This is a genomic window from Bacillus sp. FJAT-27001, assembly GCF_019039175.1.
Taxonomy (GTDB): Bacteria; Bacillota; Bacilli; order Bacillales; family Bacillaceae; genus Bacillus; species Bacillus velezensis.
Genome location: NZ_JAHOAA010000002.1, coordinates 710,101 through 735,183 on the forward strand (window position 1 = coordinate 710,101; position 25,083 = coordinate 735,183).

General features: G+C 46.8%; 27 protein-coding genes. 26 read left to right on the top strand and 1 reads right to left on the bottom strand.

Annotated features, from left to right (window positions below; genetic code table 11):
* The first annotated feature begins 137 nt into the window (after positions 1-137).
* The 26 genes from hepS to BGM27_RS08315 all read left to right on the top strand — a co-directional run bounded on the left by hepS (position 138) and on the right by BGM27_RS08315 (position 24,099).
* Complete coding sequence (gene hepS, locus BGM27_RS08190) at positions 138-893, top strand: heptaprenyl diphosphate synthase component 1 (RefSeq protein WP_007409455.1); 756 nt, start codon at positions 138-140, stop codon at positions 891-893.
* A 5-nt stretch (positions 894-898) separates the two neighbouring features.
* Positions 899-1,600, top strand: coding sequence for a demethylmenaquinone methyltransferase (gene menG / locus BGM27_RS08195; protein ID WP_003153453.1), 702 nt, complete (start codon positions 899-901; stop codon positions 1,598-1,600).
* A gap of 28 nt (positions 1,601-1,628) precedes the next feature.
* Entirely contained in the window at positions 1,629-2,591 is a 963-nt protein-coding gene (gene hepT, locus BGM27_RS08200) for a heptaprenyl diphosphate synthase component II (RefSeq protein ID WP_003153454.1), read from the top strand.
* A gap of 121 nt (positions 2,592-2,712) precedes the next feature.
* Positions 2,713-3,159 (top strand): nucleoside-diphosphate kinase, encoded by a 447-nt coding sequence (ndk, locus tag BGM27_RS08205; protein ID WP_007409456.1) that lies wholly within the window; start codon positions 2,713-2,715, stop codon positions 3,157-3,159.
* A 189-nt stretch (positions 3,160-3,348) separates the two neighbouring features.
* Positions 3,349-4,119, top strand: a complete 771-nt coding sequence (locus BGM27_RS08210; RefSeq protein WP_007409457.1) for a protein-glutamate O-methyltransferase — start codon at positions 3,349-3,351, stop codon at positions 4,117-4,119.
* A 71-nt stretch (positions 4,120-4,190) separates the two neighbouring features.
* Entirely contained in the window at positions 4,191-5,363 is a 1,173-nt protein-coding gene (gene aroC, locus BGM27_RS08215) for a chorismate synthase (protein ID WP_003153459.1), read from the top strand.
* On the top strand, positions 5,363-6,451 hold the full coding sequence (gene aroB / locus BGM27_RS08220; RefSeq protein ID WP_007409458.1) for a 3-dehydroquinate synthase: 1,089 nt from the start codon (positions 5,363-5,365) through the stop codon (positions 6,449-6,451). The genes aroC and aroB overlap by 1 nt, the downstream gene beginning before the upstream one ends.
* Positions 6,448-6,831 (top strand): chorismate mutase, encoded by a 384-nt coding sequence (aroH, locus tag BGM27_RS08225; RefSeq protein ID WP_003153463.1) that lies wholly within the window; start codon positions 6,448-6,450, stop codon positions 6,829-6,831. The genes aroB and aroH overlap by 4 nt, the downstream gene beginning before the upstream one ends.
* 223 nt (positions 6,832-7,054) lie before the next feature.
* A complete protein-coding gene (gene trpE / locus BGM27_RS08230) occupies positions 7,055-8,602 on the top strand; it encodes an anthranilate synthase component I (protein ID WP_007409459.1) in 1,548 nt (515 codons plus the stop codon).
* Positions 8,574-9,590, top strand: coding sequence for an anthranilate phosphoribosyltransferase (gene trpD, locus BGM27_RS08235; RefSeq protein ID WP_007409460.1), 1,017 nt, complete (start codon positions 8,574-8,576; stop codon positions 9,588-9,590). The genes trpE and trpD overlap by 29 nt, the downstream gene beginning before the upstream one ends.
* Positions 9,583-10,335, top strand: coding sequence for an indole-3-glycerol phosphate synthase TrpC (trpC, locus tag BGM27_RS08240; RefSeq protein WP_007409461.1), 753 nt, complete (start codon positions 9,583-9,585; stop codon positions 10,333-10,335). Before trpD ends, trpC begins: the two co-directional genes overlap by 8 nt.
* Before the next feature lie 4 nt (positions 10,336-10,339).
* Positions 10,340-10,993 (top strand): phosphoribosylanthranilate isomerase, encoded by a 654-nt coding sequence (locus BGM27_RS08245; RefSeq protein ID WP_020954214.1) that lies wholly within the window; start codon positions 10,340-10,342, stop codon positions 10,991-10,993.
* Positions 10,974-12,176 carry a tryptophan synthase subunit beta gene (gene trpB / locus BGM27_RS08250; RefSeq protein ID WP_020954213.1) on the top strand — a complete coding sequence of 401 codons (1,203 nt, stop codon included), beginning with the start codon at positions 10,974-10,976 and terminating at the stop codon, positions 12,174-12,176. The genes BGM27_RS08245 and trpB overlap by 20 nt, the downstream gene beginning before the upstream one ends.
* Entirely contained in the window at positions 12,169-12,966 is a 798-nt protein-coding gene (gene trpA, locus BGM27_RS08255; protein WP_007409464.1) for a tryptophan synthase subunit alpha, read from the top strand. The genes trpB and trpA overlap by 8 nt, the downstream gene beginning before the upstream one ends.
* 11 nt (positions 12,967-12,977) lie before the next feature.
* A complete protein-coding gene (gene hisC, locus BGM27_RS08260) occupies positions 12,978-14,060 on the top strand; it encodes a histidinol-phosphate transaminase (protein WP_007409465.1) in 1,083 nt (360 codons plus the stop codon).
* Between the two features lie 51 nt (positions 14,061-14,111).
* Positions 14,112-15,227, top strand: a complete 1,116-nt coding sequence (locus BGM27_RS08265; RefSeq protein ID WP_032865269.1) for a prephenate dehydrogenase — start codon at positions 14,112-14,114, stop codon at positions 15,225-15,227.
* An 11-nt stretch (positions 15,228-15,238) separates the two neighbouring features.
* Positions 15,239-16,525 carry a 3-phosphoshikimate 1-carboxyvinyltransferase gene (aroA, locus tag BGM27_RS08270; RefSeq protein WP_007409467.1) on the top strand — a complete coding sequence of 429 codons (1,287 nt, stop codon included), beginning with the start codon at positions 15,239-15,241 and terminating at the stop codon, positions 16,523-16,525.
* 316 nt (positions 16,526-16,841) lie between these two features.
* Positions 16,842-18,113 carry a tetratricopeptide repeat protein gene (locus BGM27_RS08275; protein WP_007409469.1) on the top strand — a complete coding sequence of 424 codons (1,272 nt, stop codon included), beginning with the start codon at positions 16,842-16,844 and terminating at the stop codon, positions 18,111-18,113.
* 73 nt (positions 18,114-18,186) lie between these two features.
* A complete protein-coding gene (locus tag BGM27_RS08280; protein WP_003153482.1) occupies positions 18,187-18,726 on the top strand; it encodes a ReoY family proteolytic degradation factor in 540 nt (179 codons plus the stop codon).
* A 54-nt stretch (positions 18,727-18,780) separates the two neighbouring features.
* Complete coding sequence (locus BGM27_RS08285) at positions 18,781-19,227, top strand: YpiF family protein (RefSeq protein WP_003153483.1); 447 nt, start codon at positions 18,781-18,783, stop codon at positions 19,225-19,227.
* Between the two features lie 137 nt (positions 19,228-19,364).
* Entirely contained in the window at positions 19,365-19,868 is a 504-nt protein-coding gene (locus tag BGM27_RS08290; protein ID WP_020954212.1) for a Rieske (2Fe-2S) protein, read from the top strand.
* A gap of 1 nt (position 19,869) precedes the next feature.
* Positions 19,870-20,544 (top strand): menaquinol-cytochrome c reductase cytochrome b subunit, encoded by a 675-nt coding sequence (gene qcrB, locus BGM27_RS08295; RefSeq protein ID WP_003153485.1) that lies wholly within the window; start codon positions 19,870-19,872, stop codon positions 20,542-20,544.
* 31 nt (positions 20,545-20,575) lie between these two features.
* Positions 20,576-21,343, top strand: coding sequence for a menaquinol-cytochrome c reductase cytochrome b/c subunit (locus BGM27_RS08300; RefSeq protein ID WP_007409471.1), 768 nt, complete (start codon positions 20,576-20,578; stop codon positions 21,341-21,343).
* Between the two features lie 107 nt (positions 21,344-21,450).
* Positions 21,451-22,044, top strand: a complete 594-nt coding sequence (gene lhaT / locus BGM27_RS08305) for a lipoprotein heptaprenylglyceryl N-acetyltransferase LhaT (protein WP_020954210.1) — start codon at positions 21,451-21,453, stop codon at positions 22,042-22,044.
* Between the two features lie 67 nt (positions 22,045-22,111).
* Positions 22,112-22,894, top strand: a complete 783-nt coding sequence (gene ypjB / locus BGM27_RS08310; protein ID WP_007409473.1) for a sporulation protein YpjB — start codon at positions 22,112-22,114, stop codon at positions 22,892-22,894.
* Between the two features lie 29 nt (positions 22,895-22,923).
* Complete coding sequence (locus BGM27_RS08315) at positions 22,924-24,099, top strand: oxalate decarboxylase family bicupin (protein WP_020954209.1); 1,176 nt, start codon at positions 22,924-22,926, stop codon at positions 24,097-24,099.
* 23 nt (positions 24,100-24,122) lie between these two features.
* Here BGM27_RS08315 and BGM27_RS08320 read toward each other — a convergent pair whose 3' ends face one another.
* Complete coding sequence (locus tag BGM27_RS08320) at positions 24,123-24,995, bottom strand: YitT family protein (RefSeq protein WP_007409475.1); 873 nt, start codon at positions 24,993-24,995, stop codon at positions 24,123-24,125.
* Positions 24,996-25,083: the final 88 nt, after the last annotated feature.

The window sequence follows — 25,083 nt, forward strand, 5'->3', positions numbered from 1 at the left end:
TGCCAAATGCCCGCAAACGGCGGGAGAATACAGCCAATTTCTTTTTTTTATGCTATAATGATACCTGCGTATAATAATGACGAGTAAATCTCATACATATTAGAATAAATGTGAATTTGGGGACAAGGGTGATATTTTTGCAAGACATCTACGGAACTTTAGCGAATCTAAATACGAAATTAAAACAAAAGCTGTCTCATCCTTATTTAGCGAAACATATTTCTGCGCCTAAAATCGATGAGGATAAGCTTCTTCTTTTTCACGCTTTGTTTGAAGAGGCGGACATTAAGAACAACGACAGAGAAAATTACATAGTAACTGCGATGCTTGTCCAAAGCGCCCTTGATACCCACGATGAAGTGACAACAGCCAGAGCGTTAAAGCGAGACGAAAATAAAAACCGGCAGCTCACCGTGCTTGCCGGCGACTATTTCAGCGGACTGTATTATTCGCTTTTATCTGAAATGAAGGATATCTATATGATTCGGACGCTCGCTACGGCAATTAAAGAAATCAATGAGCATAAAATCCGTCTGTACGATCGGTCTGTCAATGACTTGAATCAATTGATCGAAAGCATGGCGATTGTGGAAGCGGCCCTGTTTCACAGAGTGTCAGACCACTTTAATCTTCCGCGCTGGAAAGAGCTGGCGAGTGATTTTTTTGTATATAAGCGGCTGATGAACGGCAATGCTATATTTCTCGATGTCATCGGCAATATTGTAAAGTCAGGGAAATCAAAGGCTGACATAATGGAAGATAGCTTCCGAAAGGCAAAGCAAAGCATTGAAACGCTGCTGCCGCTCAATTCACCAATCCAAAACCTAATGCTGAACCGGCTTAAAGCGATCAGCCAGGACAAAACATATCATCAGAAAGTGGAAGAAGGGTAATCAACATGCAGGAGTCAAAAGAACAGCGCGTACACGGCGTGTTTGAAAAAATCTATAAAAATTATGACCAAATGAACTCTGTCATCAGTTTTCAGCAGCATAAAAAATGGCGCGATAAAACGATGCAGATCATGAATGTAAAAGAAGGCGCAAAAGCGCTTGATGTCTGCTGCGGAACGGCTGACTGGACGATTGCCCTCGCAGAAGCGGCCGGAAAAAGCGGCGAAATCAAAGGACTGGATTTCAGCAAAAATATGCTGAGCATCGGTGAGAAAAAAGTGAAAGAGGGCGGTTACAGCCAAATTGAGCTTTTGCACGGAAATGCGATGGAGCTTCCTTTCGCTGATGATTCTTTTGATTTTGTCACCATCGGCTTCGGGCTGCGGAACGTTCCCGACTATCTGACCGTGCTGAAAGAAATGCGGCGGGTCGTCAAACCGGGCGGGCAGGTCGTATGTCTGGAAACATCCCAGCCGGAAATGTTCGGATTCAGACAGGCATATTTTCTTTATTTTAAATACATCATGCCTTTCTTCGGAAAAATGTTTGCGAAGAGCTATAAAGAATATTCTTGGCTTCAAGAATCGGCAAGAGAATTTCCCGGTATGAAAGAACTTGCGCGTCTGTTTGAAGAAGCGGGCCTGACGAATGTCAAATACCATTCGTTTACCGGCGGAGTGGCCGCTACGCATATCGGTTGGAAATGATGAATATACAGATGTTTGGGTGAATGATATGAAATTTAAAATGGCCTATTCTTTTTTAAATGACGATATTGATGTGATCGAAAGGGAGCTTGAGCAAACGGTGCGATCAGACTATCCCTTGCTGAGTGAAGCCGGGCTCCACCTGCTCCAGGCGGGCGGCAAGCGGATCCGCCCTGTTTTCGTATTGCTTTCCGGCATGTTCGGCGACTATGACATTAATAAAATAAAATATGTTGCGGTGACGCTGGAAATGATTCATATGGCGTCCCTCGTGCATGACGACGTCATTGATGACGCCGAGCTGCGGAGGGGAAAACCGACCATCAAAGCCAAGTGGGACAACCGCATCGCCATGTATACCGGTGATTATATGCTTGCGGGCTCACTTGAGATGATGACGAGATTGGATGAGCCGAAAGCCCACCGGATCCTGTCCAAAACCATCGTAGAAGTATGCCTCGGAGAAATTGAACAGATCAGAGATAAATACAATATGGAACAAAACCTCAGAACCTATTTGCGCCGCATCAAACGGAAAACGGCTCTTCTCATTGCCGTCAGCTGCCAGCTCGGCGCCATCGCTTCGGGAGCTGATGAGAAGATTCACAAAGCATTATATTGGTTCGGTTATTACGTGGGCATGTCCTATCAGATTATTGACGACATTCTTGATTTCACTTCAACGGAAGAGGAACTGGGAAAACCGGTCGGAGGAGATCTGCTGCAAGGAAATGTCACTCTGCCCGTTTTGTACGCGCTCCGTCAGCCTGAATTGAAAAATCAGCTGAAATTAATTAACAGTGAAACAACACAGGAGCAGCTCGCCCCCATTATTGAAAATATTAAACGCACAGACGCGATTGAAAAATCAATGGCCGTCAGTGACAGGTACTTAAAAAAAGCGTTTGAAAAACTGAATACACTGCCGAGAGGACGTGCGCGCTCATCATTGGCCGCCATCGCCAAATATATCGGCAAACGGAAATTTTAAATTCCTTTTTACGAACAAGATGTGAACATTCTCCGCCCTGGATTGATTAATTGTCAGAAAGATGTTACGATTTCGGTGTGCAACTTGAAAGCCTATACATAATGATGGGGTGGAGAATCTTATGGAAAAAACTTTTATCATGGTAAAACCGGACGGCGTACAGCGCCAGCTGATCGGAGAGATTTTATCCAGATTTGAGCGTAAGGGCTTACAATTGGCAGGAGCCAAGCTAATGCAAGTTTCAGAACAGATGGCTGAAAACCATTATGCTGAACATAAAGGGAAGCCGTTTTTCGGCGAGCTTGTGGAATTCATTACATCAGGACCCGTATTTGCAATGGTATGGGAAGGGGAAAATGTAGTAGAGATCACAAGACAGCTGATCGGAAAAACGAACCCGAAAGATGCACTGCCGGGCACAATCCGCGGTGACTACGGCATGTTTGTCGGCAAAAATATCATTCACGGTTCAGACTCCTTAGAAAGCGCTGAGAGGGAAATTCACATTTTCTTTAAACAGGAAGAGCTTGTACCGTATCAAAAATTAATGGCCGACTGGGTGTACTAAACCGTCAGCCTTTCTTTTTCTCGTATTATGAAAAGGTTTACATCATTTATGAAAGACAGAGGCTGCGCTGCCCTGTCTTTTCGTTTCTCACAAATCAGCCCGCGGGCTGATTTTTTTATTGAAATCGTACAATTTCGACAGAAAACAGGCTATACTAGGACAAAAGACAGCGAGATTGGGAGAGAAGCAATGGAGCCTTACGACATTTTTATCACCAAGTGGAAACAAATAACCGGCGTTGATTTATCTTTATACAAAGAAGCACAGATGAAAAGGCGGCTGACGTCCCTTTATGAAAAGAAGGGGTTCAGAGATTTTCAGGAATTTGCCGCCGCTTTGGAAAAGGACAAGCTTTTATTAAACGAAACATTGGACAGAATGACGATCAATGTTTCTGAATTTTACCGAAATTATAAACGGTGGGAAGTTCTTGAAACCTCAATTCTTCCGTTAATAAAGCATAAAAAACCGTTAAAAATATGGAGTGCGGCCTGTTCAACGGGAGAGGAGCCCTATACTTTGGCTATGATTCTCAATCAGCAGACGGGACTGGCCGGATTTGATATATTGGCGACAGATATTGATGAAAAGGCGTTAAGCAAAGCCAAGCGGGGCATCTATCAGGAACGCTCGCTGCAAGAGGTGCCGGCTTCCGTGAAAAGCCGTTATTTCACTAAGCAGGCTGACAGCAGTTATCAAGTAAAACAAGAGATTCAGAAAAACATCCGGTTTAAGCGGCACAACCTGCTTGCCGACAGCTATGAACAGGATTTTGATCTGATCGTCTGCCGCAACGTCTTTATTTATTTTACTGAAAAAGCAAAAGAAGAGCTGTATGTAAAAATGGCGGGCAGTCTGAAAAAGAACGGAATTCTGTTTGTAGGCAGTACAGAACAAATTTTCAGCCCGGAAAAATTCGGCCTTGAGAGCACTGATACATTTTTTTATCAAAAAAGATAGAAGACATTTAATGAAAACTTGTGGTATAGTTTTACTTAAAAGCGTTAATGCGATGAAGGGAGAAGAAAGAAATGAGATACTTAACAGCCGGAGAATCACACGGTCCGCAGCTGACGACAATTATAGAAGGTGTGCCTGCGGGGCTTTATATAACTGAAGAAGACATTAATTTTGAGCTTGCCAGACGTCAAAAAGGGCACGGCCGCGGACGCCGCATGCAGATTGAAACGGACAGAGCGAAGATCACAAGCGGCGTGCGGCATGCCCGGACACTCGGTTCACCGATCGCGCTCGTTGTAGAAAATAAAGACTGGACCCACTGGACAAAAATTATGGGCGCCGCACCGATTACAGAAGAAGAAGAAAGTGAAATGAAACGCCAGATTTCAAGACCGAGACCGGGACACGCAGATTTGAACGGTGCTATTAAGTATAATCACCGTGATATGAGAAATGTGTTAGAACGATCTTCCGCGCGTGAGACAACGGTTCGCGTGGCTGCCGGAGCCGTCGCTAAAAAGATTTTAGCGGAGCTTGGCATTAAAGTCGCCGGGCATGTCCTGCAAATCGGCAGCGTAAAAGCAGAGAAAACCGATTACACATCCATTGAGGATCTCAAACGGGTAACGGAAGAATCACCGGTCAGATGCTACGATGAAGAAGCAGGCCGTCAAATGATGGCAGCCATTGATGAAGCGAAGGCAAACGGCGACTCGATCGGCGGAATCGTTGAAGTGATCGTCGAAGGTATGCCGGTCGGTGTCGGAAGCTATGTCCACTATGACCGTAAGCTGGACAGCAAGCTCGCTGCTGCCGTTCTGTCGATTAACGCGTTTAAAGGCGTAGAGTTCGGCATCGGTTTTGAAGCGGCCGGCAAAAACGGCAGTGAAGTTCATGATGAAATCGTATGGGATGAAGAGAAAGGCTATACACGCGCCACAAACAGGCTCGGAGGATTAGAAGGCGGTATGACGACGGGAATGCCGATTGTCGTCCGCGGCGTTATGAAACCGATCCCTACTTTGTACAAGCCGCTGAAAAGCGTCGACATTGAAACGAAAGAACCGTTTACAGCGAGCATTGAACGTTCAGACAGCTGCGCGGTTCCGGCAGCAAGTGTAGTGGCTGAAGCAGCAGTGGCCTGGGAAATCGCAAATGCTGTCGTAGAACAATTCGGGCTTGACCAGATCGACCGAATTAAAGAAAATGTTGAAAACATGAAAAAATTATCGAGGGAATTCTGATGAAAGAGCTTGAGGTTCGGACAGCTTCCTCCGCATATCCGGTGTATATCGGTGAAGGTATAAGGAAACAGGCCGCTGCCCTTTTGTCTTCACTGAACAGGCCGCTGACAAAGATCCTTCTCATCATTGATGCTGAAGTTGACCGGCTTTACGGTGATGAGATGTTCCGGCTTTTAAACGAAACATGGTCCGTGAAAAAAGTGATCGTTCCAAGCGGAGAAGAAGCGAAGTCTCTAAAAGAGTATGAACGGATTCAAACGGAAGCGATCGCTTTCCATATGGACCGCTCCTCATGTATGATCGCCTTTGGAGGCGGCGTGACGGGTGATTTGGCTGGCTTTTGCGCAGCAACTTTTATGCGCGGAATTGATTTCATTCAAATGCCGACGACACTGCTTGCCCATGACAGCGCGGTCGGCGGCAAGGTGGCCGTCAACCATAAACTCGGAAAGAATTTAATCGGCGCGTTTTATCAGCCGAAAGCGGTGATTTACGATACGGAGCTACTGAAAACCCTGCCGGAACAAGAGCTGAGATCGGGCATGGCTGAAGTGATCAAACACGCGTTTATCGCCGATCATGCTTTTTTAGAAAAACTTCTCACGTTTGACACGTTACAAGGACTGACAAGCGCTGAGCTGAATGAAATGATTTATAAAGGAATTTCAATCAAATCGGCCGTCGTGCGTGAGGACGAAAAGGAAGAGGGGATAAGAGCTTTTCTGAATTTCGGCCATACGCTTGGCCATGCCGTTGAGGCGGAATACGGCTACGGACGGATTACACATGGAGATGCGGTCGCCCTCGGCATGCAGTTTGCCCTTTACGTGAGTGAACAGGTTGCGGGTTGCAAGATGAACAGGAAAGAACTCACACAATGGCTGATTGGGCTCGGCTACCCGGGAAGCATCAGACAAGATATTGAAACGCCGGTTCTCTCCGCCCGGATGATGAATGATAAAAAAACGCGCGGAGGCATGACACAGTTCATCGTGTTAAAAGAATTAGGCGAAGCGCGGGACTGCATGCTTTCAAAAGATGAGCTCGAAAATTTGCTGAACAAATGGCGAATGGAGGAAACAGCATGATGATACGCGGCATTCGCGGAGCAACAACGGTGGAACAAGACACCGAACAAGAAATTTTAGAAAAAACACAGCAGCTGCTTGAAAAAATCATTGAACAAAATGGATGCAAGCCGGAAGACGTTGTACAGATCCTGTTATCCGCCACGCCTGATATCCATTCCGTATTTCCGGCAAAAGCGGTCCGCCGCCTTTCCGGGTGGCAGTACGTCCCGGTGACGTGCATGCAGGAAATGGATGTCACCGGCGCTCTGCAAAAGTGTATCCGTGTCCTGATGACGGTTCAGACGGATACGCCTCAGGATGAAATCAAGCATGTCTATTTAGAAAAAGCCGTTGTGTTAAGGCCGGATTTATCATTGACAAAAAATACTGACATGTAATACGATAAACAAAGCTTAGAAATACACAAGAGTGTGTATAGAGCTGGTAAGTAAGACATTGAACAGTTGAGTTTAGAATAGGGTAGCAGAGAATGAGTTTAGCTGAGCTGAGATAAACACGTTTTTATTCTGCCCAAAAGAAGCCTTTCTTTTGGGTTTATTTCTTATACGCAAGACTCCTCTCACTCTTCATCTCATTCTCCTTACCGTAAGGAGGAGAATCATGAATTTACAATCGGATGTTTCTTTATTTTTAAAGGACAGTCTGACACACCGCACCATTCCAATCGCAGAGACTTTTACGGTCGACACGATCACACCCATTCAGATGGTTGAAAAACTGGACAGAAACATTACGTATCTTTTAGAAAGCAAGGATGAGTCGTCAAGCTGGTCGAGATACTCTTTTATCGGCCTTGATCCTTTTATCACCATTAAAGAGAGTCATAACACATTCACTGCCGCTGATCCAAACGGGCATACGCTGTTTGAAGCCGGAGAATTAAAAGCCGTGCTTGACTGGATGAATGAGAGCTTCCGCATTAAAACACCCGAGCTTGATATCCCATTTTCGGGAGGGGCGGTCGGTTATCTGAGCTATGACATGATTCCTTTGATTGAGCCTTCCGTGCCAAGCCACGCGAAAGTAACAGATTTCGAAAAATGTATGCTGTTTGTCTGCCGGAAAATCATCGCGTACGACCACGAAACGAAACAAGTGCATTTCATTCAATATGCGGAGCTTAACGGCCGGGAGACGGAGGGAGAAAAGCGGGCCGTTTTTAAAGAAAATTGCGCGGAGCTTCGTAAGCTTATCGGTATTTTGACAGAATCGAAAGATATGAAAGAGCCGTTTTTTTCTAAAGAAACGTTTGACACGCCAAGTTTTGCCGCTGTGACATCCAATTATACGAAAGAAGAGTTTATGGCCGGCGTCGATAAACTGAAAGAATATATAAAAGCGGGAGACATTTTTCAAGGGGTGCTTTCGCAAAAGTTTGACATTCCGGTATCCAGACATTCATTTGAGCTGTACAGGGTGCTCCGCATCATCAATCCTTCACCCTATATGTACTATATCAAACTGCCTGACAGAGACATTGTCGGGAGTTCGCCTGAACGTCTGATCCGCGTGCATGACAGGCACCTGGAAATTCATCCGATTGCCGGAACGAGAAGAAGGGGCGCCGGAAAAGAAGAGGATGAACGCCTGAAAAAAGAGCTGATGAATGACGAAAAAGAAAAAGCTGAACATTACATGCTCGTCGATCTTGCGCGCAATGACATCGGCAGAGTTGCGGAGTACGGTTCCGTAGCCGTTCCGGAATTCACAAAGGTCGTTTCTTTTTCACATGTGATGCACATCATCTCTGTTGTAACCGGCCGTTTAAAACAGGGCGTCCATCCCGTTGACGCGCTGATGTCAGCATTCCCGGCAGGAACACTCACGGGCGCTCCGAAAATCCGCGCGATGCAGCTTTTAAATGAATTAGAACCGACTTCCAGAGAAACCTACGGCGGATGTATCGCTTATATCGGATTTGACGGGTCAATTGATTCGTGTATTACCATCCGCACCATGAGTGTCAAAAACGGTACGGCGTCGGTGCAGGCGGGCGCGGGAATAGTCGCCGATTCCGTCCCGGAAGCCGAATATGAAGAGAGCTGTAACAAAGCGGGGGCGCTTTTAAAAACGATTCAAATTGCAGAAGACATCTTTTCTGGCGGGGAGGAGAAGACGGATGAACAAATTTCTGCAATCGTGCGTTAATGGCCGTACGCTGAAAACCGGAGAAGCCGAAAAGCTGATGGAGATGATGATGAACGGGGACATGTCGCAGTCTGAGATCGGCGGGATTTTATCGGTATTAGCCCACCGAGGTGAAACGGCGGAGGAGCTTGCCGGATTTGTAAAAGTGATGCGGGCGCGGGCACAGACATCAGGTTGCTTGGCGGATGTCGTTGATACGTGCGGAACAGGCGGAGACGGGATTTCTACGTTTAACATATCCACGGCAGCGGCGATTACAGCTTCTGCTGCCGGAGCTAAAGTTGCCAAGCACGGAAATCGCTCCGTTTCGTCTAAAAGCGGCAGCGCGGATGTGCTGGAAAAACTGGGGGTTTCCATTCAAGCCACACCAGACAGCGTCAAACGCAGCATTGAAATGAAACAAATGGGGTTTTTGTTTGCGCCGCTGTTTCATTCGTCAATGAAGCACGTCGCCGCCGCAAGAAAAGAGCTTGGCTTCCGAACCGTATTTAATCTGCTGGGCCCGCTCAGCAACCCGCTGCAGGTGAAGCGGCAGGTGATCGGCGTCTATTCATTTGATAAAGCGCGCCTGATGGCAAGCGCTTTGGAACAATTTGATGTCAGACACGTCATGCTTGTGTCGGCCCGTGACGGATTAGATGAACTGTCCATCTCAGCACCGACCGATATCATTGAACTGAAAAACGGTGAACGTCTGGAATATTCCGTTTCACCTGAACAATTCGGTTTTACAGAAGGTTCACTAAAGGATATTCAAGTGAGTTCATCGAAAGAAAGCGCGCTCCTCATTCAGAATATTTTTGCAAATAAAGCTCCGTCATCCGCTCTGCATATTACCGCCTTAAATGCGGGCGCGGCCATTTATACGGCAGGTCTTGCAAACGATCTGAAAGAAGGAACGAAAACCGCCTTAGAAGCGATTCAAAACGGAGATGCCAAAAGGCAGCTCGAACGTCTGAAACAGAAAGAGGAAGAAATGTATGCTTGATCAAATCATTCAGCAGAAAAAAGAAGAAATCAAATCCATCGTGCTGCCGGAAACCTGTCAAATTGAACGGAGATCCTTTAAAAAAGCGCTCCAGAACCCGAACCGTTTTATCGGGCTGATTGCCGAAGTGAAAAAAGCTTCGCCGTCTAAAGGATTGATTAAAGAGCATTTTGTTCCGGAAACGATTGCGGCGGATTATGAAGCGGCTAAAGCCGACGCCCTTTCAGTTCTCACGGATACCCGTTTTTTTCAGGGGAGAAATCAATTTCTGACAGATGTTAAACAAACCGTGTCTCTTCCCGTGCTGAGAAAAGATTTTATTATTGATTCCCTTCAGGTGGAGGAATCGTTCAGGATCGGCGCCGATGCCATTTTGCTGATCGGGGAAGCGCTGGAACCTTCAGAGCTTCATGAGCTTTATCTGGAAGCCAGCGAGAAGGGCATGGACGTTCTCGTTGAAGTCCATGATGAAACTGTGCTTGAACGGATTTTACAAGTGTTTCAGCCGGACATTCTCGGCATAAACAACCGGGACTTAAAAACGTTCCGTACTTCTGTTTTGCAAACGGAAAAAATAGCGCAGCTTGTACCGGACGGCTGCCTGCTGGTCAGCGAAAGCGGCATCGGTTCTTTGGCTGACCTGCAATTTGTCAACAAGCACGGGGCGCAGGCTGTATTGGTCGGAGAATCCTTAATGAGAGAGGATTCGCAGCAAAAGGCGATCCGCGGACTGTTCGGGGAGTGACGATATGAAAAACCCTGAGGTGAAGTACTGCGGAATACGATCGAAGCGTGATTACGAACTTGCGGCAGCTTCAGGAGCGGATTATCTGGGATTTATTTTTGCCGCAAGCAAACGGAGAGTAACGCCGGATGAGGTCCGGAAATGGAAAGAGCAGGTCCGGACAGACAAGAAACATGTCGGAGTATTTGTAAATGAAACGATAGAAAACATCGCGCAAATCGCCTCTGATCTGGCACTTGACGCCATCCAGCTTCACGGAGATGAATCGCCTGAGGATGCCCTCCGCCTCCGTCCGCTTGTGCGCTCGGAGATATGGAAAGCGCTCCATCACGGGGAAGGGACGCTTCGTCAGATGGCTCAATTTGCACCTGCTGTCGACGGCTATGTCATTGATTCTTCAGTAAAAGGAATGAGAGGCGGCACGGGAATCGCGTTTTCGTGGGCTCGTGTCCCCTTGTACCGAAAGCAGGCTCAAAATGCAAACAAGCGCTGTTTTATTGCGGGCGGCGTTAATCCTGAAACGATTACCGGCTTACTGAGATCGCGTCCGTGCGGTATAGATCTTGCCAGCGGAATTGAAAAAAACGGACAAAAGGATCAAACACTGATCCGGCTTTTAGAAGAAAGGATGAACCACTATGTATCCATATCCAAATGAAATCGGAAGATACGGCGAATTCGGCGGCAAATTTGTCCCTGAAACATTGATGCGGCCCCTTGAGGAAATCGAAACGGCTTTCAAAGAATTAAAGAATGATCCCGTTTTTCATGCCGAATATAAAAAGCTATTGTTTGATTACTCCGGAAGACCGACCGCATTAACGTTCGCAGACAGGGTGTCAGAGTATTTGGGAGGGGCGAAAATCTATCTGAAAAGAGAAGATTTAAACCATACCGGCTCTCATAAAATTAACAACGCGTTAGGCCAGATTCTGCTTGCCAAAAAGATGGGCAAAACGAAAATCATCGCCGAAACCGGTGCGGGACAGCACGGTGTGGCTGCCGCGACAGCCGCCGCAAAATTCGGTTTTAAGTGTACGGTTTTTATGGGTGAAGAAGACGTTGCACGCCAGTCGCTGAACGTATTCCGGATGAAACTGCTCGGCGCGGAAGTGGTGCCGGTCACAAGCGGCAACGGCACGCTGAAAGATGCGACGAATGAGGCCATCAGGTATTGGGTCCAGCATTGTGAAGATCATTTCTACCTCATCGGTTCTGTAGTGGGGCCGCACCCGTATCCGTATATCGTTCGCGAATTTCAGAAAATCATCGGCGAGGAAGCGAAAGAACAGCTCCGCCGGGTTGAAGGAACACTCCCGGACAAGGTTGTTGCATGTGTCGGCGGCGGAAGCAATGCGATGGGCATATTTCAGGCCTTTTTAGACGAAGATATTGAGCTGATCGGCGCCGAGGCGGCGGGAAAAGGAATTGATACGCCGCTGCATGCGGCAACGATCGCAAAAGGGACGCTCGGGGTGATTCACGGTTCAATGACCTATTTAATACAAGATGAATACGGGCAGATTATCGAACCGTATTCCATTTCAGCCGGCCTTGATTACCCGGGGATCGGCCCTGAGCACGCTTATCTGCATAAAAGCGGCCGTGTAACGTACGAAAGCGTGACAGACGATGAAGCGATTGCCGCGTTACGTCTGCTTTCTGAAACAGAAGGTATTCTTCCGGCTATTGAATCTGCCCACGCCCTGGCAAAAGCGTTTGAAATGGCAAAAGACATGGATAAAGACAAAATCATTCTCGTCAGTTTATCGGGAAGAGGAGATAAAGACGTTCATACGCTGATGAATGTTTTGGAAAACGGGGTGGAGACACATGTTTAATCTGCGAGATTCTGAAAAATTATTTATCCCTTTTATTACGGCTGGCGATCCGCTTCCTGACATTTCTGTTGAGCTGGCAATATCATTGCAGAATGCAGGCGCTTCTGCCCTTGAAATCGGCGTTCCTTACACAGATCCGCTTGCGGACGGACCCGTCATACAACGGGCTTCAAAACGGGCTCTGGAAAACGGAATGAATATCGTAAAAGCAATTGAACTTGGCGGCAAAATGAAAAAAAACGGCGTTCATATTCCAATTATCCTCTTTACGTATTATAATCCTGTGTTACAATTAGAAAAAGAATACTTTTTCGCTTTACTGCGGGAAAACGACATAGACGGTCTGCTTGTACCCGACCTTCCATTAGAGGAAAGCGCCCTTTTGCAAATGACATGCAAAAAGGAGAACATCGCTTATATCTCTCTGGTTGCGCCGACAAGTGAAGACCGTTTGAAAATAATTACTGAACAGGCCTGCGGCTTTGTGTATTGTGTATCCTCTTTAGGAGTGACGGGCGTACGCAGCGAATTCGACCCGTCTGTATACTCTTTCATACGTAAGGTGAAAGAATTCAGCCCTGTTCCGGTGGCGGTCGGTTTTGGCATTTCAAACCGCAAACAGGTTGACGGGATGAATGAAATATCTGACGGTGTCGTTGTCGGCAGCGCGCTTGTCAAAAAAGTTGAAGAGCTTAAAACAAAGCTTGTGAATCCCGGAACAAGAGCTGATGCGCTTCTTGAATTTGAAGAATACGCAAAGACGTTCGGACGACTGTACAGTGTAAAATGAGGTGACTGGATTTGCAGATTAAAGAACAGCTGCGGCAGCTGAAACCGTATCAGCCGGGCAAACCAATAGAAGAAGTGAAAATGGAATACGGGCTTGAGAAAGTAGTAAAACTCGCTTCTAACGAAAATCCGTTCGGCTGTTCACAGGCCGCTAAAGATGCGCTGCATCAGGAGATTGAGCAGCTTGCGCTGTATCCCGACGGTTACAGTGCCGCTTTGAGAACACGGCTCAGTGAGCATCTGCAGGTCAGTGAATCTTCGATCATTTTTGGCAACGGCTCTGATGAGCTTGTGCAGATTATCTGCCGTTCTTTATTAAATGATCAGGCAAACACGATTACCGCCGCCCCGACTTTCCCGCAATACAGACACAATGCGGTGATTGAAGGCGCTGAGGTGCGCGAGGTTCCGCTCCGCAGTGACGGCGCTCATGATTTGGACCGGATGCTGGAAGCAATTGACGGCGAGACGAAAATCATATGGGTATGCAACCCCAATAATCCGACGGGGACATATACTTCTGAGCAAGAGCTAATTGCCTTTTTAAACAGAGTTCCCGAGCATATACTCGTTGTACTTGATGAAGCGTACTACGAGTATGTTACGGCGGAAGATTACCCAGAAAGCATTCCGCTTTTAAAGCAATATCCGAATGTTATGATCCTCCGCACCTTCTCTAAAGCGTACGGACTTGCCGCGCTGCGCGTCGGATACGGCATTGCGGACGAAGCACTGATCCGTCAGATTGAACCGGCGAGAGAGCCGTTCAATACGAGCAGAATCGGTCAGGCTTCGGCACTGGCAGCGCTTGATGACCAGACATTCATTCAGGAATGCGTCGAGAAAAATAAAGCAGGCCTTAAGCAGTATTATGATTTTGCAGAAACTCACGGATTAACTTGTTATCCTTCACAAACCAACTTTGTGCTCATTGATTTTAACCGCCCGGCGGATGAACTGTTCCAAGCCCTGTTGGAAAAAGGATATATCGTCCGCTCAGGACAGGCGCTCGGATTTCCGACAGCGTTAAGGATTACGGTCGGTACGAAAGAGCAGAATGAGGAAATTCTCACAATTTTAGCTGAAATATTATAAGAGGTGATCAGGCATCACCTCTTTGCTCTATTAAAATAGTTGAAAAAGGAAATGAGTGAAATGAAGGATACTATATTGCTTGCGGGGATCGGGCTGATCGGCGGATCGATCGCATTGGCCATCAAAAAGGAGCATCCGCATAAACGGATTATCGGTGTGGATATTTCGGAAGAACAGCTCACTGCCGCGCTGAAGCTCGGAATTATTGACGAGCGGGCCGGCTCATTTACGGAAGGTGTGCAGCAAGCGTCTGTTGTCATTATAGCCACGCCTGTCGCCCAAACGCTGAAAATGCTCGATGTGCTGGCGGCATCAGACATCACCCATGAACTCCTGATTACGGATGTGGGCAGCACGAAACAGAAAGTCGTCAGCTACGCCGACAAAGTGCTTCCGGCTCACTATCAATTTGTCGGCGGCCATCCGATGGCGGGATCTCATAAATCCGGGGCCGCTGCCGCGAAAGAATTTTTATTCGAAAATGCGTTTTATATTTTAACACCCGGAAAATCAACTTCTAAAGAGTCAGTAACGCATCTGAAGGAACTCTTGAAAGCGGCAAACGCCCACTTTGTGGAGATGACCCCCGAGGAGCATGACGGCGTAACGAGCGTCATCAGCCATTTCCCTCATATCGTTGCTGCAAGCCTCGTACATCAGGCTCATCATGCTGAAGAAGATTATCCGTTTTTGACACGTTTCGCAGCCGGCGGTTTTCGGGACATCACCAGGATCGCCTCAAGCAGTCCGGCGATGTGGAGGGACATACTTCTTCATAACAAAGATAAACTGCTTGACCGCTTCAAAGAATGGAAACGGGAGATTGACACGATCGAATCTTATGTAGAAAATGAAGATGCGGACAGCCTGTTCGGATATTTTAAAAAAGCGAAAGATTATCGCGACGGTCTGCCGCTCCGTCAAAAAGGAGCGATCCCGTCCTTTTATGACCTTTATGTCGATGTTCCCGATCATCCGGGGGTCATTTCGGAAATTACGGCGATATTGGCAGAAGAAAAAATCAGTATCACCAACATCCGCATTATCGAAACAAGAGAAGATATTAACGGAATTCTCAGAATCAGTTTCCAGACTGATGATGACCGGAAGCGTGCGGAAATCTGCATTCAATCCCGCGCCAAATATGACACATTTTACGCTGACTGAGGTGGAAAACATTGAAAAGAGAAAAAGTGACGTCTTTAAACGGTGAAATTCATATTCCGGGGGATAAATCCATCTCCCACCGTTCTGTTATGTTCGGAGCGCTTGCGGAAGGAACCACAACGGTAAAAAACTTTTTGCCCGGAGCCGATTGTCTGAGCACCATTGCCTGCTTCAGAAAAATGGGTGTCTCCATTGAACAAAACGGAAGTGATGTAACGATATACGGGAAGGGCATTGACGCACTTTGTGAGCCTGACAGCCTTCTTGATGTCGGAAATTCCGGCACGACCATCCGCCTGATGCTCGGCATTTTAGCCGGACGCCCATTTCACAGTACGGTAGCGGGCGACGAAAGTATTGCAAAGCGCCCGATGAAGAGGGTGACGGAGCCTTTAAAACAGATGGGAGCCGCGATTGACGGAAGAGCGGACGGAGGATTTACGCCTTTATCCGTAAGAGGCGGACAATTGAAAGGCATTGATTACGTCTCCCCTGTTGCAAGCGCGCAGATCAAATCCGCCGTGCTGCTTGCCGGATTGCAGGCTGAAGGGACGACGACCGTCACTGAGCCTCATAAATCAAGAGACCATACGGAACGGATGCTGAACGCTTTTGGCGCCGAGCTTGCGGAAACGGAGACGAGCGCTTCCGTAACGGGCGGTCAGAAGCTTCAGGGGGCTGATATTTTCGTGCCCGGCGATATTTCTTCAGCGGCCTTTTTCCTCGCGGCAGGCGCTGTCGTTCCCGGAAGCCGGATTGTGCTGAAAAACGTCGGCCTGAACCCGACACGCACGGGAATGATTGATGTCTTAAAGCAAATGGGAGCTTCACTTGAAGTGATTCCTTCAGAAGCGGACAGCGCAGAGCCTTACGGAGACCTGGTTATTGAAACCTCAGCTCTGAAAGCGGCAGAAATCGGCGGAGAAATCATTCCCCGTTTAATTGACGAGATCCCGATTATCGCCCTTTTGGCAACGCAGGCTGAAGGCACAACTGTCATTAAAGACGCTGCGGAGCTGAAGGTGAAGGAAACGAACCGGATCGACACCGTCGTATCAGAGCTCCGGAAAATCGGCGCAGACATTGAACCGACTGAAGACGGCATGAAAATACACGGCAAAAAAACGCTTGCGGGCGGAGCCGATGTGTCAAGCCACGGTGACCACCGCATCGGCATGATGCTCGGTGTCGCTTCATGCCTGACAGAAGAGCCGATTGACATCTGTGATACTGAGGCAATCCATGTCTCATATCCGACATTTTTTGAGCATTTAGATCAATTAGCCAAAAAAGCCTGAAGACGATTCTTCGGGCTTTTTTCTTCATGTGTCATAAAACTTTGGGCTTTGACATAGCTTGTCTTAAACAGAAAATAACAGAAAGGGGGAATGCGTTTTCGTTACAGAGACAGCCGGAACAAATTGCGCTGTTTGCGTATAAAGATGCCGTCCCCTTTTTTGCCGTTTTCCTCTTAATCATTTTCTGATAAACTATAATGCCGGGTAAAGCATCTTATTTGCGGGCAGGACCTGTCTGAATTATGATAAGAATAACCCGAATAAAAACCCTTTTCATTGGTTGATGAGGTATAGGAAAAGAAAGGACCGGTCTGATTTGAATACATTGATCCAAGAAGCCATAAAATTAGTTGAAGCAGGTGAAACCGAAAAGGGACTCGAAGCGCTTTCAAAAGCTGAAACGCAGCTTCATGACGAAGACAAAGCCATTGCAGCCCAGCTCTACTATGAATGGGGAAACGCCGAAAAAGCGTTAGCGCTGATCAGTGATCTGCATGACCTTTATCCGGATGAGTCTGAGCTGACGAATTTTTACGCCGAATTGTTAATAGATATTGATGAAGAAGAAAAAGCTCTTGAGGTGCTGGAGACAATTTCTCCGGAAGACCCGTCTTACGCGGAAAGCCTTCTTTTAATGGCTGATCTGTATCAGATGCAGGGCTTATTTGAAGTAAGTGAGCAAAAGCTGTTACAGGCGAAAGCGATGTTACAAGATGAACCTGTTATTGATTTCGCTCTGGGGGAATTATACTTTACTCAGGGATCATACGCAAAAGCCGTTCCTTACTATGAAGAGACGGCAAAAGAACGGCACGAAATCGGCGGCGTAAATGTTCATCAGAGGCTGGCTGAGTCATTGAGCGCGGCGGGTGAATTTGAGGAAGCGATTTCATGGTATGAAAAAGCGGCGGCAGAACATACAGAACCGAATACGATTTTCGGGTACGGGTTCACAGCCTATCAGGCGGGAATGGTCAAAACAGCCATCAAGCAGCTGTCTGATTTAAAAGGGCTTGATCCTTCCTATTCATCGCTTTATATGCCGCTTGCAAAAAGCTACGAGGCAGAAGGCATGTATGAAGATGCATTAAAAACCGCTAAAGAAGGTATTACTTACGATGAATACAATAAAGAGCTTTTTCTCTATGCGGCGAAAATGGCGTTAAAGCTCGGCAACGCAGAAGAAGGCAAAAAGCTTCTTCAGGAAGCGCTGGCGCTCGATCCGGGTTACGTGGAAGCGCTCCATACGCTTTTAGCCGTCTATCATAAAGAAGAAAGCTTTGAAGAGATTATTGATCTGATTCAGGAAGTCCGCGGCTACGGAGAAGAAGATCCGAAATACAATTGGTATTTGGCGGGTGCTTATACAGGCCTTGAGCAATACGCTGAAGCGAAAAAAAGCTTCGAAGCTGCGTATCTCCATTATCAGGATGATCGGGATTTCTTATATGAATACGCTCACTTCTTATTGGAAGAGGGTCTCCAGAAAGAAGCGCTGCCGCTTTTAAAACAAGTGCTTTCAATGGATGGAACAAACGAAGAGCTTGAAGAAACAATCTTACGGATAGAGGATGAATTTTTAAGATAAGCAGGATTTTGAACCATGCTTGCTGAATGTATAAGTGATGTCAGATTATACGATCGATAGAGGAGGGAATTACATGCAGACCCCTGTTTCTGTCAATGAAAAAAAGGATTTTATCCGTTGGTTTTTAAATCATTATCAGCTTAAACGCCGGGAGTGCGTCTGGATTTTAAATTATTTAATGAGTCATGATTCATTAATGGAAAAAGTCCATTTTGTAGAACAAGCTGAATTTTGCCCGCGAGGCATTATCATGTCTACTCATTGCGTTGATGAGGTGCCGTTTAGGTTTTACAAAGAAAATGTCATGACTACGGACGCGGAAAAATCTTTTCACGACATCCGGTTAAATAAACAGCAGGATTTATTTATCCAGCTGAATTTCCGTTCGGCCTACAGCTCACCGGAATATGCCGCTGTTCTTGAATCAAATCCGCATCTGCCGAAAGACCTGTTTGAAAATAAACAGGATCAGGGGATGGCCGAAAAAATATTAGAACACGCCATTTCCACTTTCCAGCGGGAAAAGCTGCTTAAAGATATCGACGAGGCGCTGGATCGCCACGACAAAGAAACATTTGAAAAGCTTTCCCGCCAATTGAATCAGCTCACATAAATGACAGCCTTGCAGAATATGCAAGGCTTGTTGCGTAAAGAGGAGGAACGAGACATGAGATGGAGGGCCGCTGATGCCGATGCCTATTTACAATCTGCGGATTACATTGATACCGCTGTCATTCCGTTAATTTCCATAACATCTTCAGGAGGCTTAAAAGAGGCCGTTGAACAGGGGGAAAGCACCCAATTGCTTTCTGAAGAGCTTGAGCGCCAATTGAAGGGACGGGTATATTTATTCCCCTCTTATACATATGTTGATATAGACCAATCACAAATCGCTCTGCTTCAAAAACTCAAAGAAGAGGTGATGACCAACTTTCGGCACGCCTTGTTCCTGACGGCAGACGAAAAATGGAAGGATTCTGAAATAGGGTCTGATGTCATATACATACCTGCCGTTCCGTTTGAACATATGAAAGACTCTTTAAAGAGAAAAATAGCGGATGACAAGTGCGGAGAAATTTTGAACGTTTTGTTACAGAAGTGGAACAATTCTTAAAAACACCAGGCATCCCGCAAAACACCCGTTTTGCCTCTGTTGACCTTGCTGAAAGATTCATATATTATGAGGGTGTCAAATCTCAGAATTATTTTCTATTTTAGTTAATTTTTGGTCAATCTTTAGGGGGGGAAGAGATGGGCGGAAAACAAGATATATCAAGAAGACAATTTTTAAACTATGCGCTCACCGGCGTGGGGGGTTTTATGGCCGCCAGTGCGCTTATGCCTATGGTCCGTTTTGCGCTGGACCCGGTATTAAAACCGACAGGAGATCAAAAAATGGTGCAGGTTGTCAGTGTGGATGAGCTGACGAAGGAGCCGAAGCGGTTTGACTTTAAAATTCATCAAGTCGACGCCTGGTACGAATCGGAAGAATCCAGGTCAGCCTGGATTTACAAGCATGGGGATGAAATTATAGCGCTTTCTCCGATCTGTAAGCATTTGGGCTGCACCGTAAACTGGAACAATGATCCTAAAAATCCGAACAAGTTCTTTTGTCCCTGCCATTACGGGCTGTATGAAAAAGACGGCACGAACGTTCCGGGCACGCCGCCGCTCGCGCCTCTTGACCGTTATGAGCAAAAAGTAAAGGATGGCTTTTTGTATCTTGGAAAAGCAAAGCCTAGGGGGGAAGGGTGACATGCTGAACAAAATTTATGACTGGGTGGATGAACGTCTCGATATTACGCCGATGTGGCGGGATATCGCCGACCATGAAGTGCCGGAACATGTAAATCCCGCTCACCATTTCTCGGCTTTTGTCTATTGTTTCGGCGGTTTGACGTTTTTTGTAACCGTTATCCAAGTGTTGTCCGGGATGTTTTTAACGATGTATTATGTGCCGGATATAAAAAACGCGTGGGAATCTGTGTATTATTTGCAGAATGAAGTCGCTTTCGGGCAGATTGTAAGGGGTATGCACCATTGGGGTGCAAGTTTAGTCATTGTGATGATGTTTTTACATACGCTGCGGGTTTTCTTTCAGGGAGCTTATAAAAAGCCTCGGGAATTGAACTGGATCGTCGGTGTTCTGATCTTTTTTGTGATGCTCGGTCTCGGTTTTACAGGGTATCTGCTCCCATGGGATATGAAGGCGCTGTTTGCGACAAAGGTAGGTCTTCAGATTGCGGAGGCGACGCCATTGATCGGAGCGCAGGTGAAAACTCTTCTTGCCGGCCACCACGATATTGTCGGCGCCCAAACGCTGACGAGATTTTTTGCGATTCACGTATTTTTTCTCCCTGCCGCTTTGTTTGCGCTCATGGGCGCCCACTTTGTCATGATCCGCAAGCAGGGAATTTCAGGACCGCTTTAATACAAATCTGATATAAAAGGGAGGGGATGACATGCACCGGGGGAAAGGAATGAAGTTTGTAGGAGATTCAAGGATACCGGCTGAAAAAAAACCGAATATACCGAAAGACTATTCAGAGTATCCTGGAAAGACAGAGGCGTTTTGGCCGAACTTCCTGCTGAAAGAATGGATGGTCGGGGCCGTTTTCCTCGTCGGATTTCTCGTTTTAACGATTGTGCACGAGCCGCCTTTGGAACGGGTGGCGGACCCGACGGATACAGGGTATATTCCGCTGCCGGATTGGTATTTTCTATTTTTATACCAGCTATTAAAATATGAATATGCCGCAGGGAGCTACACCGTTATCGGCGCGATGATTATACCGGGTCTTGCCTTCGGGTCGCTGCTTTTGGCTCCGTTTCTCGACAGGGGGTCTGAAAGAAGGCCGTGGAAGCGTCCGGTTGCGGTCGGCATGATGCTTTTGGCGCTTTGCGCTACGGTCTTTTTAACGTGGCAGTCAGTCGCGACGCATGACTGGGCGAAGGCGGAGGAGCAAGGGAAAATCAAAAAAGAAGCCGCCATTGATACTGAATCAGACGGTTATAAGGTATTTAAAGAACAAGGCTGTATTTCCTGTCACGGGGATAATCTTCAAGGCGGAAGCGCCGGTCCGTCCCTGGTCGATAACGGGCTGAGCCCGGAAGAAATTAAAAAAATCGCCGTTAAAGGGAAAGGGCAGATGCCAGCCGGTATTTTTAAAGGGAATGACAAACAGCTTGATCAGCTGGCGAAGTTCATTTCTGAAACGACAGCGAAATAACGTATTGTGAAGTAGACAATAGCAGGATATACTTTTATGAAAAGAGCTGACCGGATGTCAGCTTTTTTTGCATGATACATACTTTTTACGGACTGAGAGTTGATGGTATGAGGTGGATTTCTTATCTTTTAGGGTTGCGCGGCATGCTTCTGCTTGTTCTTGCCGTTAATTTTATCGGTACGGTGTACGGCTATTATTGGTATGTGCCTCAGCTTGCGGACACGCCGTTCCGATTTCTGATATTTGTGCCTGACAGCCCGACGGCGACGTTTTTCTTCCTGTTCGTGCTTCTGGCATTTCTCATGGGAAGAAACGCGCCGCTGTTTGAAGCGCTGGCTCTTGTAACCCTTGTAAAATACGGGCTGTGGGCGGTCGGAATGAATGTCTTTGTGCTGGTCAAAATGGGGCAGATGCCTTTGGAAGGGTACATGCTGATTGCTTCACATTTTGCCATGGCCGTTCAAGGCGTTTTATACAGCCCGTATTTTCGGTTCCGGTTATGGCATCTTGCCGTTGCCGCTGTTTGGACGCTTCATAATGATGTCATTGATTATCTTTTCGGCATGATGCCCCGCTACTCAATGCTCAATGACTATATGCAAGAGATCGGCTATGCTACATTCTGGCTGAGCATATTTTCACTCGGCCTTGCATACTATTTGGTGATTTCTAAAAGACGGATAAAGCTTGACTTACACTGATAGAATCTTGGTCTAACCTTGTCCCGCTCCTCATATTCTGTAAAGAGAAGGAGTGGGAGGGACCTCTATGAAACGAAAGCTGACGATCTGTCTTTTACTTGCTCTTATGTGTTTCATCACAACTGCCAAAGCTGAAGATGAGGGCGGTCTCAAGGAACTGAACGACCTTTCGGATACCGTTTTCCAAATGACGCGGCATTCGCAGTATGATGAGGCTCTGCAAGTGCTTGGCTACTTTAAGAAAAAAATGACACACGTAAACTCACTGAGCGGCGCCGAAGTCAGGCAGGTGACTCTGGGTTTCAATGATTTAGTGCGCGTTCTGAAACAGGCAGCCGCCTCAGATACCGAAAAAATCCGGGCAGCCGCCCAGTTCAGGTTGGTAATGGATGCGATGGAAGACCACTCCGATCCGCTGTGGGGTTCGCTTGAAAGACCGATTATGGCGACATTCAGCGCCTTAAAAGAAGATGTCAGCGGAAACGGAAGTGAAAATTTCAATGAAAAGTGGAATGAATTTATATCATTATATGATTTAATTTATCCCAGCCTGACAATGGATGTGTCGGCCGGCCAGCTTGATACGGTGGCGAAACATATCGAGGTGATTGAGCAGGACGGGTTTCAGCAGATGACAAAAGGAACAAAGCTTGAGCGTCTGACGCTCCTGCAACAGGATTTAAAGCGGGTTTTTGACAAGGTGGAGCGGGATGACGCTGACCCTTCGCTGCTCTGGGTCATTCTGACAACAGGCGGTATCATTATTACTGCGCTGACATATGTCGGCTACCGAAAATACAGAGCGGAAAAAAAGAAAGAGAAAAAGCGTGAGTATCCTAAGTCTAAATAAACACAAATTGCTGTAAAGGAGCTAAGCCAGTGAAAAAACTCATCCAGCAATTGGCTTCAAAACACCTCCCGCAGCCGATCAGAGGCAGAAAAGGGGCGACTGACGAAGGACCGCGAAACCTCGCGCGTGACTTCCAGAATCCTGACATGCTCGTTCCGCCTTCAACGGATGCAGGAACGGTTCAAAACTTGAAATTCTCATTTTCTGATACGCATATGAGGCTTGAAGACGGCGGATGGTCCAGAGAGGTGACGGTCAGGGAACTGCCGGTATCCAAAAACATCGCGGCGGTGAACATGAGACTGAAGCCGGGAGCTGTGCGGGAGCTTCATTGGCATAAAGAAGCCGAATGGGGATATGTGATTAACGGAGGAGTCCGTTTAACTGCGGTCGATCAAAATGGGAGGAATTTTATTGACAACGTAAGTGAAGGGGATCTGTGGTATTTTCCTTCCGGCATTCCTCATTCCATTCAAGGATTAGAGCAGGGCAGTGAGTTTTTGCTCGTCTTTGATGACGGCTCTTTTTCAGAAAACAGCACCTTTTCAGTAACGGACTGGTTTGCCCATACCCCGCGCAGCGTGCTGGAGGCGAACTTCGGTGTTCCCGGATATGATTTGGCTTACATCCATAAAAAAGAGCGTTACATGTTCCAGCTGGAACCGCCTCCCCCTATTGAAAAGGCAGCAGTTTCTTCCCCGGAAGGCACCGTTTTGGAGCCGTTCAGCTACAAGCTTTCCCGGCAGGAGCCTCTTGTTACCAGCGGGGGAAGAGTAAAGATTGTCGATTCAAAAACGTTTAAGGTGTCAAAAACGATTGCCGCAGCTCTCGTGGAAGTCGAACCCGGAGGCATGAGAGAATTGCATTGGCATCCGAATACGGACGAGTGGCAGTATTATCTTTCAGGAGAAGCGAAAATGACGGTGTTTGCGGCGGAGGGAAGAGCGCGGACATTTAACTATCAAGCAGGTGACGTAGGATATGTTCCTTTTGCAATGGGACATTATGTTCAGAATACCGGTGACACCGTACTTCGCTTTCTGGAAATTTTCCAAAGCGACCGTTTTGAAGATGTCTCTTTAAACGAATGGCTGGCACTGACGCCGCAGCGCTTCGTCGAGCAGACGCTCAATGTCAGTCCGGCATTCGTCCGCCGATTGAAAAAGAAAAAATCACCGGTTGTTAAATGGAAACACAAACAGTAAAGGCGGCAAAAGCCGCCTTTTTATTATCGTCTGATCGGATTTTTATTTTCATCAAGCGTAAATCCTTCGCCGAGCACATCATGGACGTCGCTTACTGCAACAAAGGCGTGCGGGTCAACGGAAGTGATGACGCTTTTCAAAAGCACAATTTCGTTTTTCGGAACGACGCAGTAAAGAACGTCCCTGTCTTCTTTTGTATATGATCCCTGTCCTTTTAAAACGGTGACGCCGCGCTCCATCTCTTCAATGATTTTTTGCTGGATCAAATCGTTTTTCGAAGAAATAATCGTTGCCCCTTTTGCGGCATAGCCGCCTTCCTGGATAAAATCAATCAATCTCGCAGCGACAAAAACGGCTACAAGCGTGTACATCGCTTCCTTGTAAGAAAGATACGTAAACAAAGAAAGCAGAATGACACAGGCGTCAAAGGCAAACATCGTCCGGCCCATCGGGATTCCGAAAAATTTGTTGATCAGTCTGGCGATGATATCAACCCCGCCCGTCGTGCCGCCGTATTTAAAAATAATGCCGAGACCCGCGCCGATAAATACACCGGCGAATAAGGCGGCCAGCGCTAAATCATGCGACAGCGGCATATGAATTTCGTAACGCTGAAAAACACTCAGAAAAACAGAAAGAGAGACGGTGCCGATCAGGGTATAGACAAACATCGTCCGGCCGAGCATACGCCAGCCGATGAAAAAGATAGGAATGTTCAATATCAGGTTGGAAATAGAAGGGCTGATGTGGAATAACGCATATAAAAGCAGCGTAATGCCGGTAAATCCGCCTTCCGCCAAATTGTTCTGCATATTAAAGTGAACCAGTCCGAATGAAAAAACAGCGGCGCCGATTAAAATAAAGCAAATGTTTTTGATTCTGATTTCTCCAAGCATTGCATCAAACCCCTTTTCCTTCCATAAGATTGCGTAAATATTATAGTGGATACAAAAGAAAACAGCAAACTGCCGTTTTTAACATTTG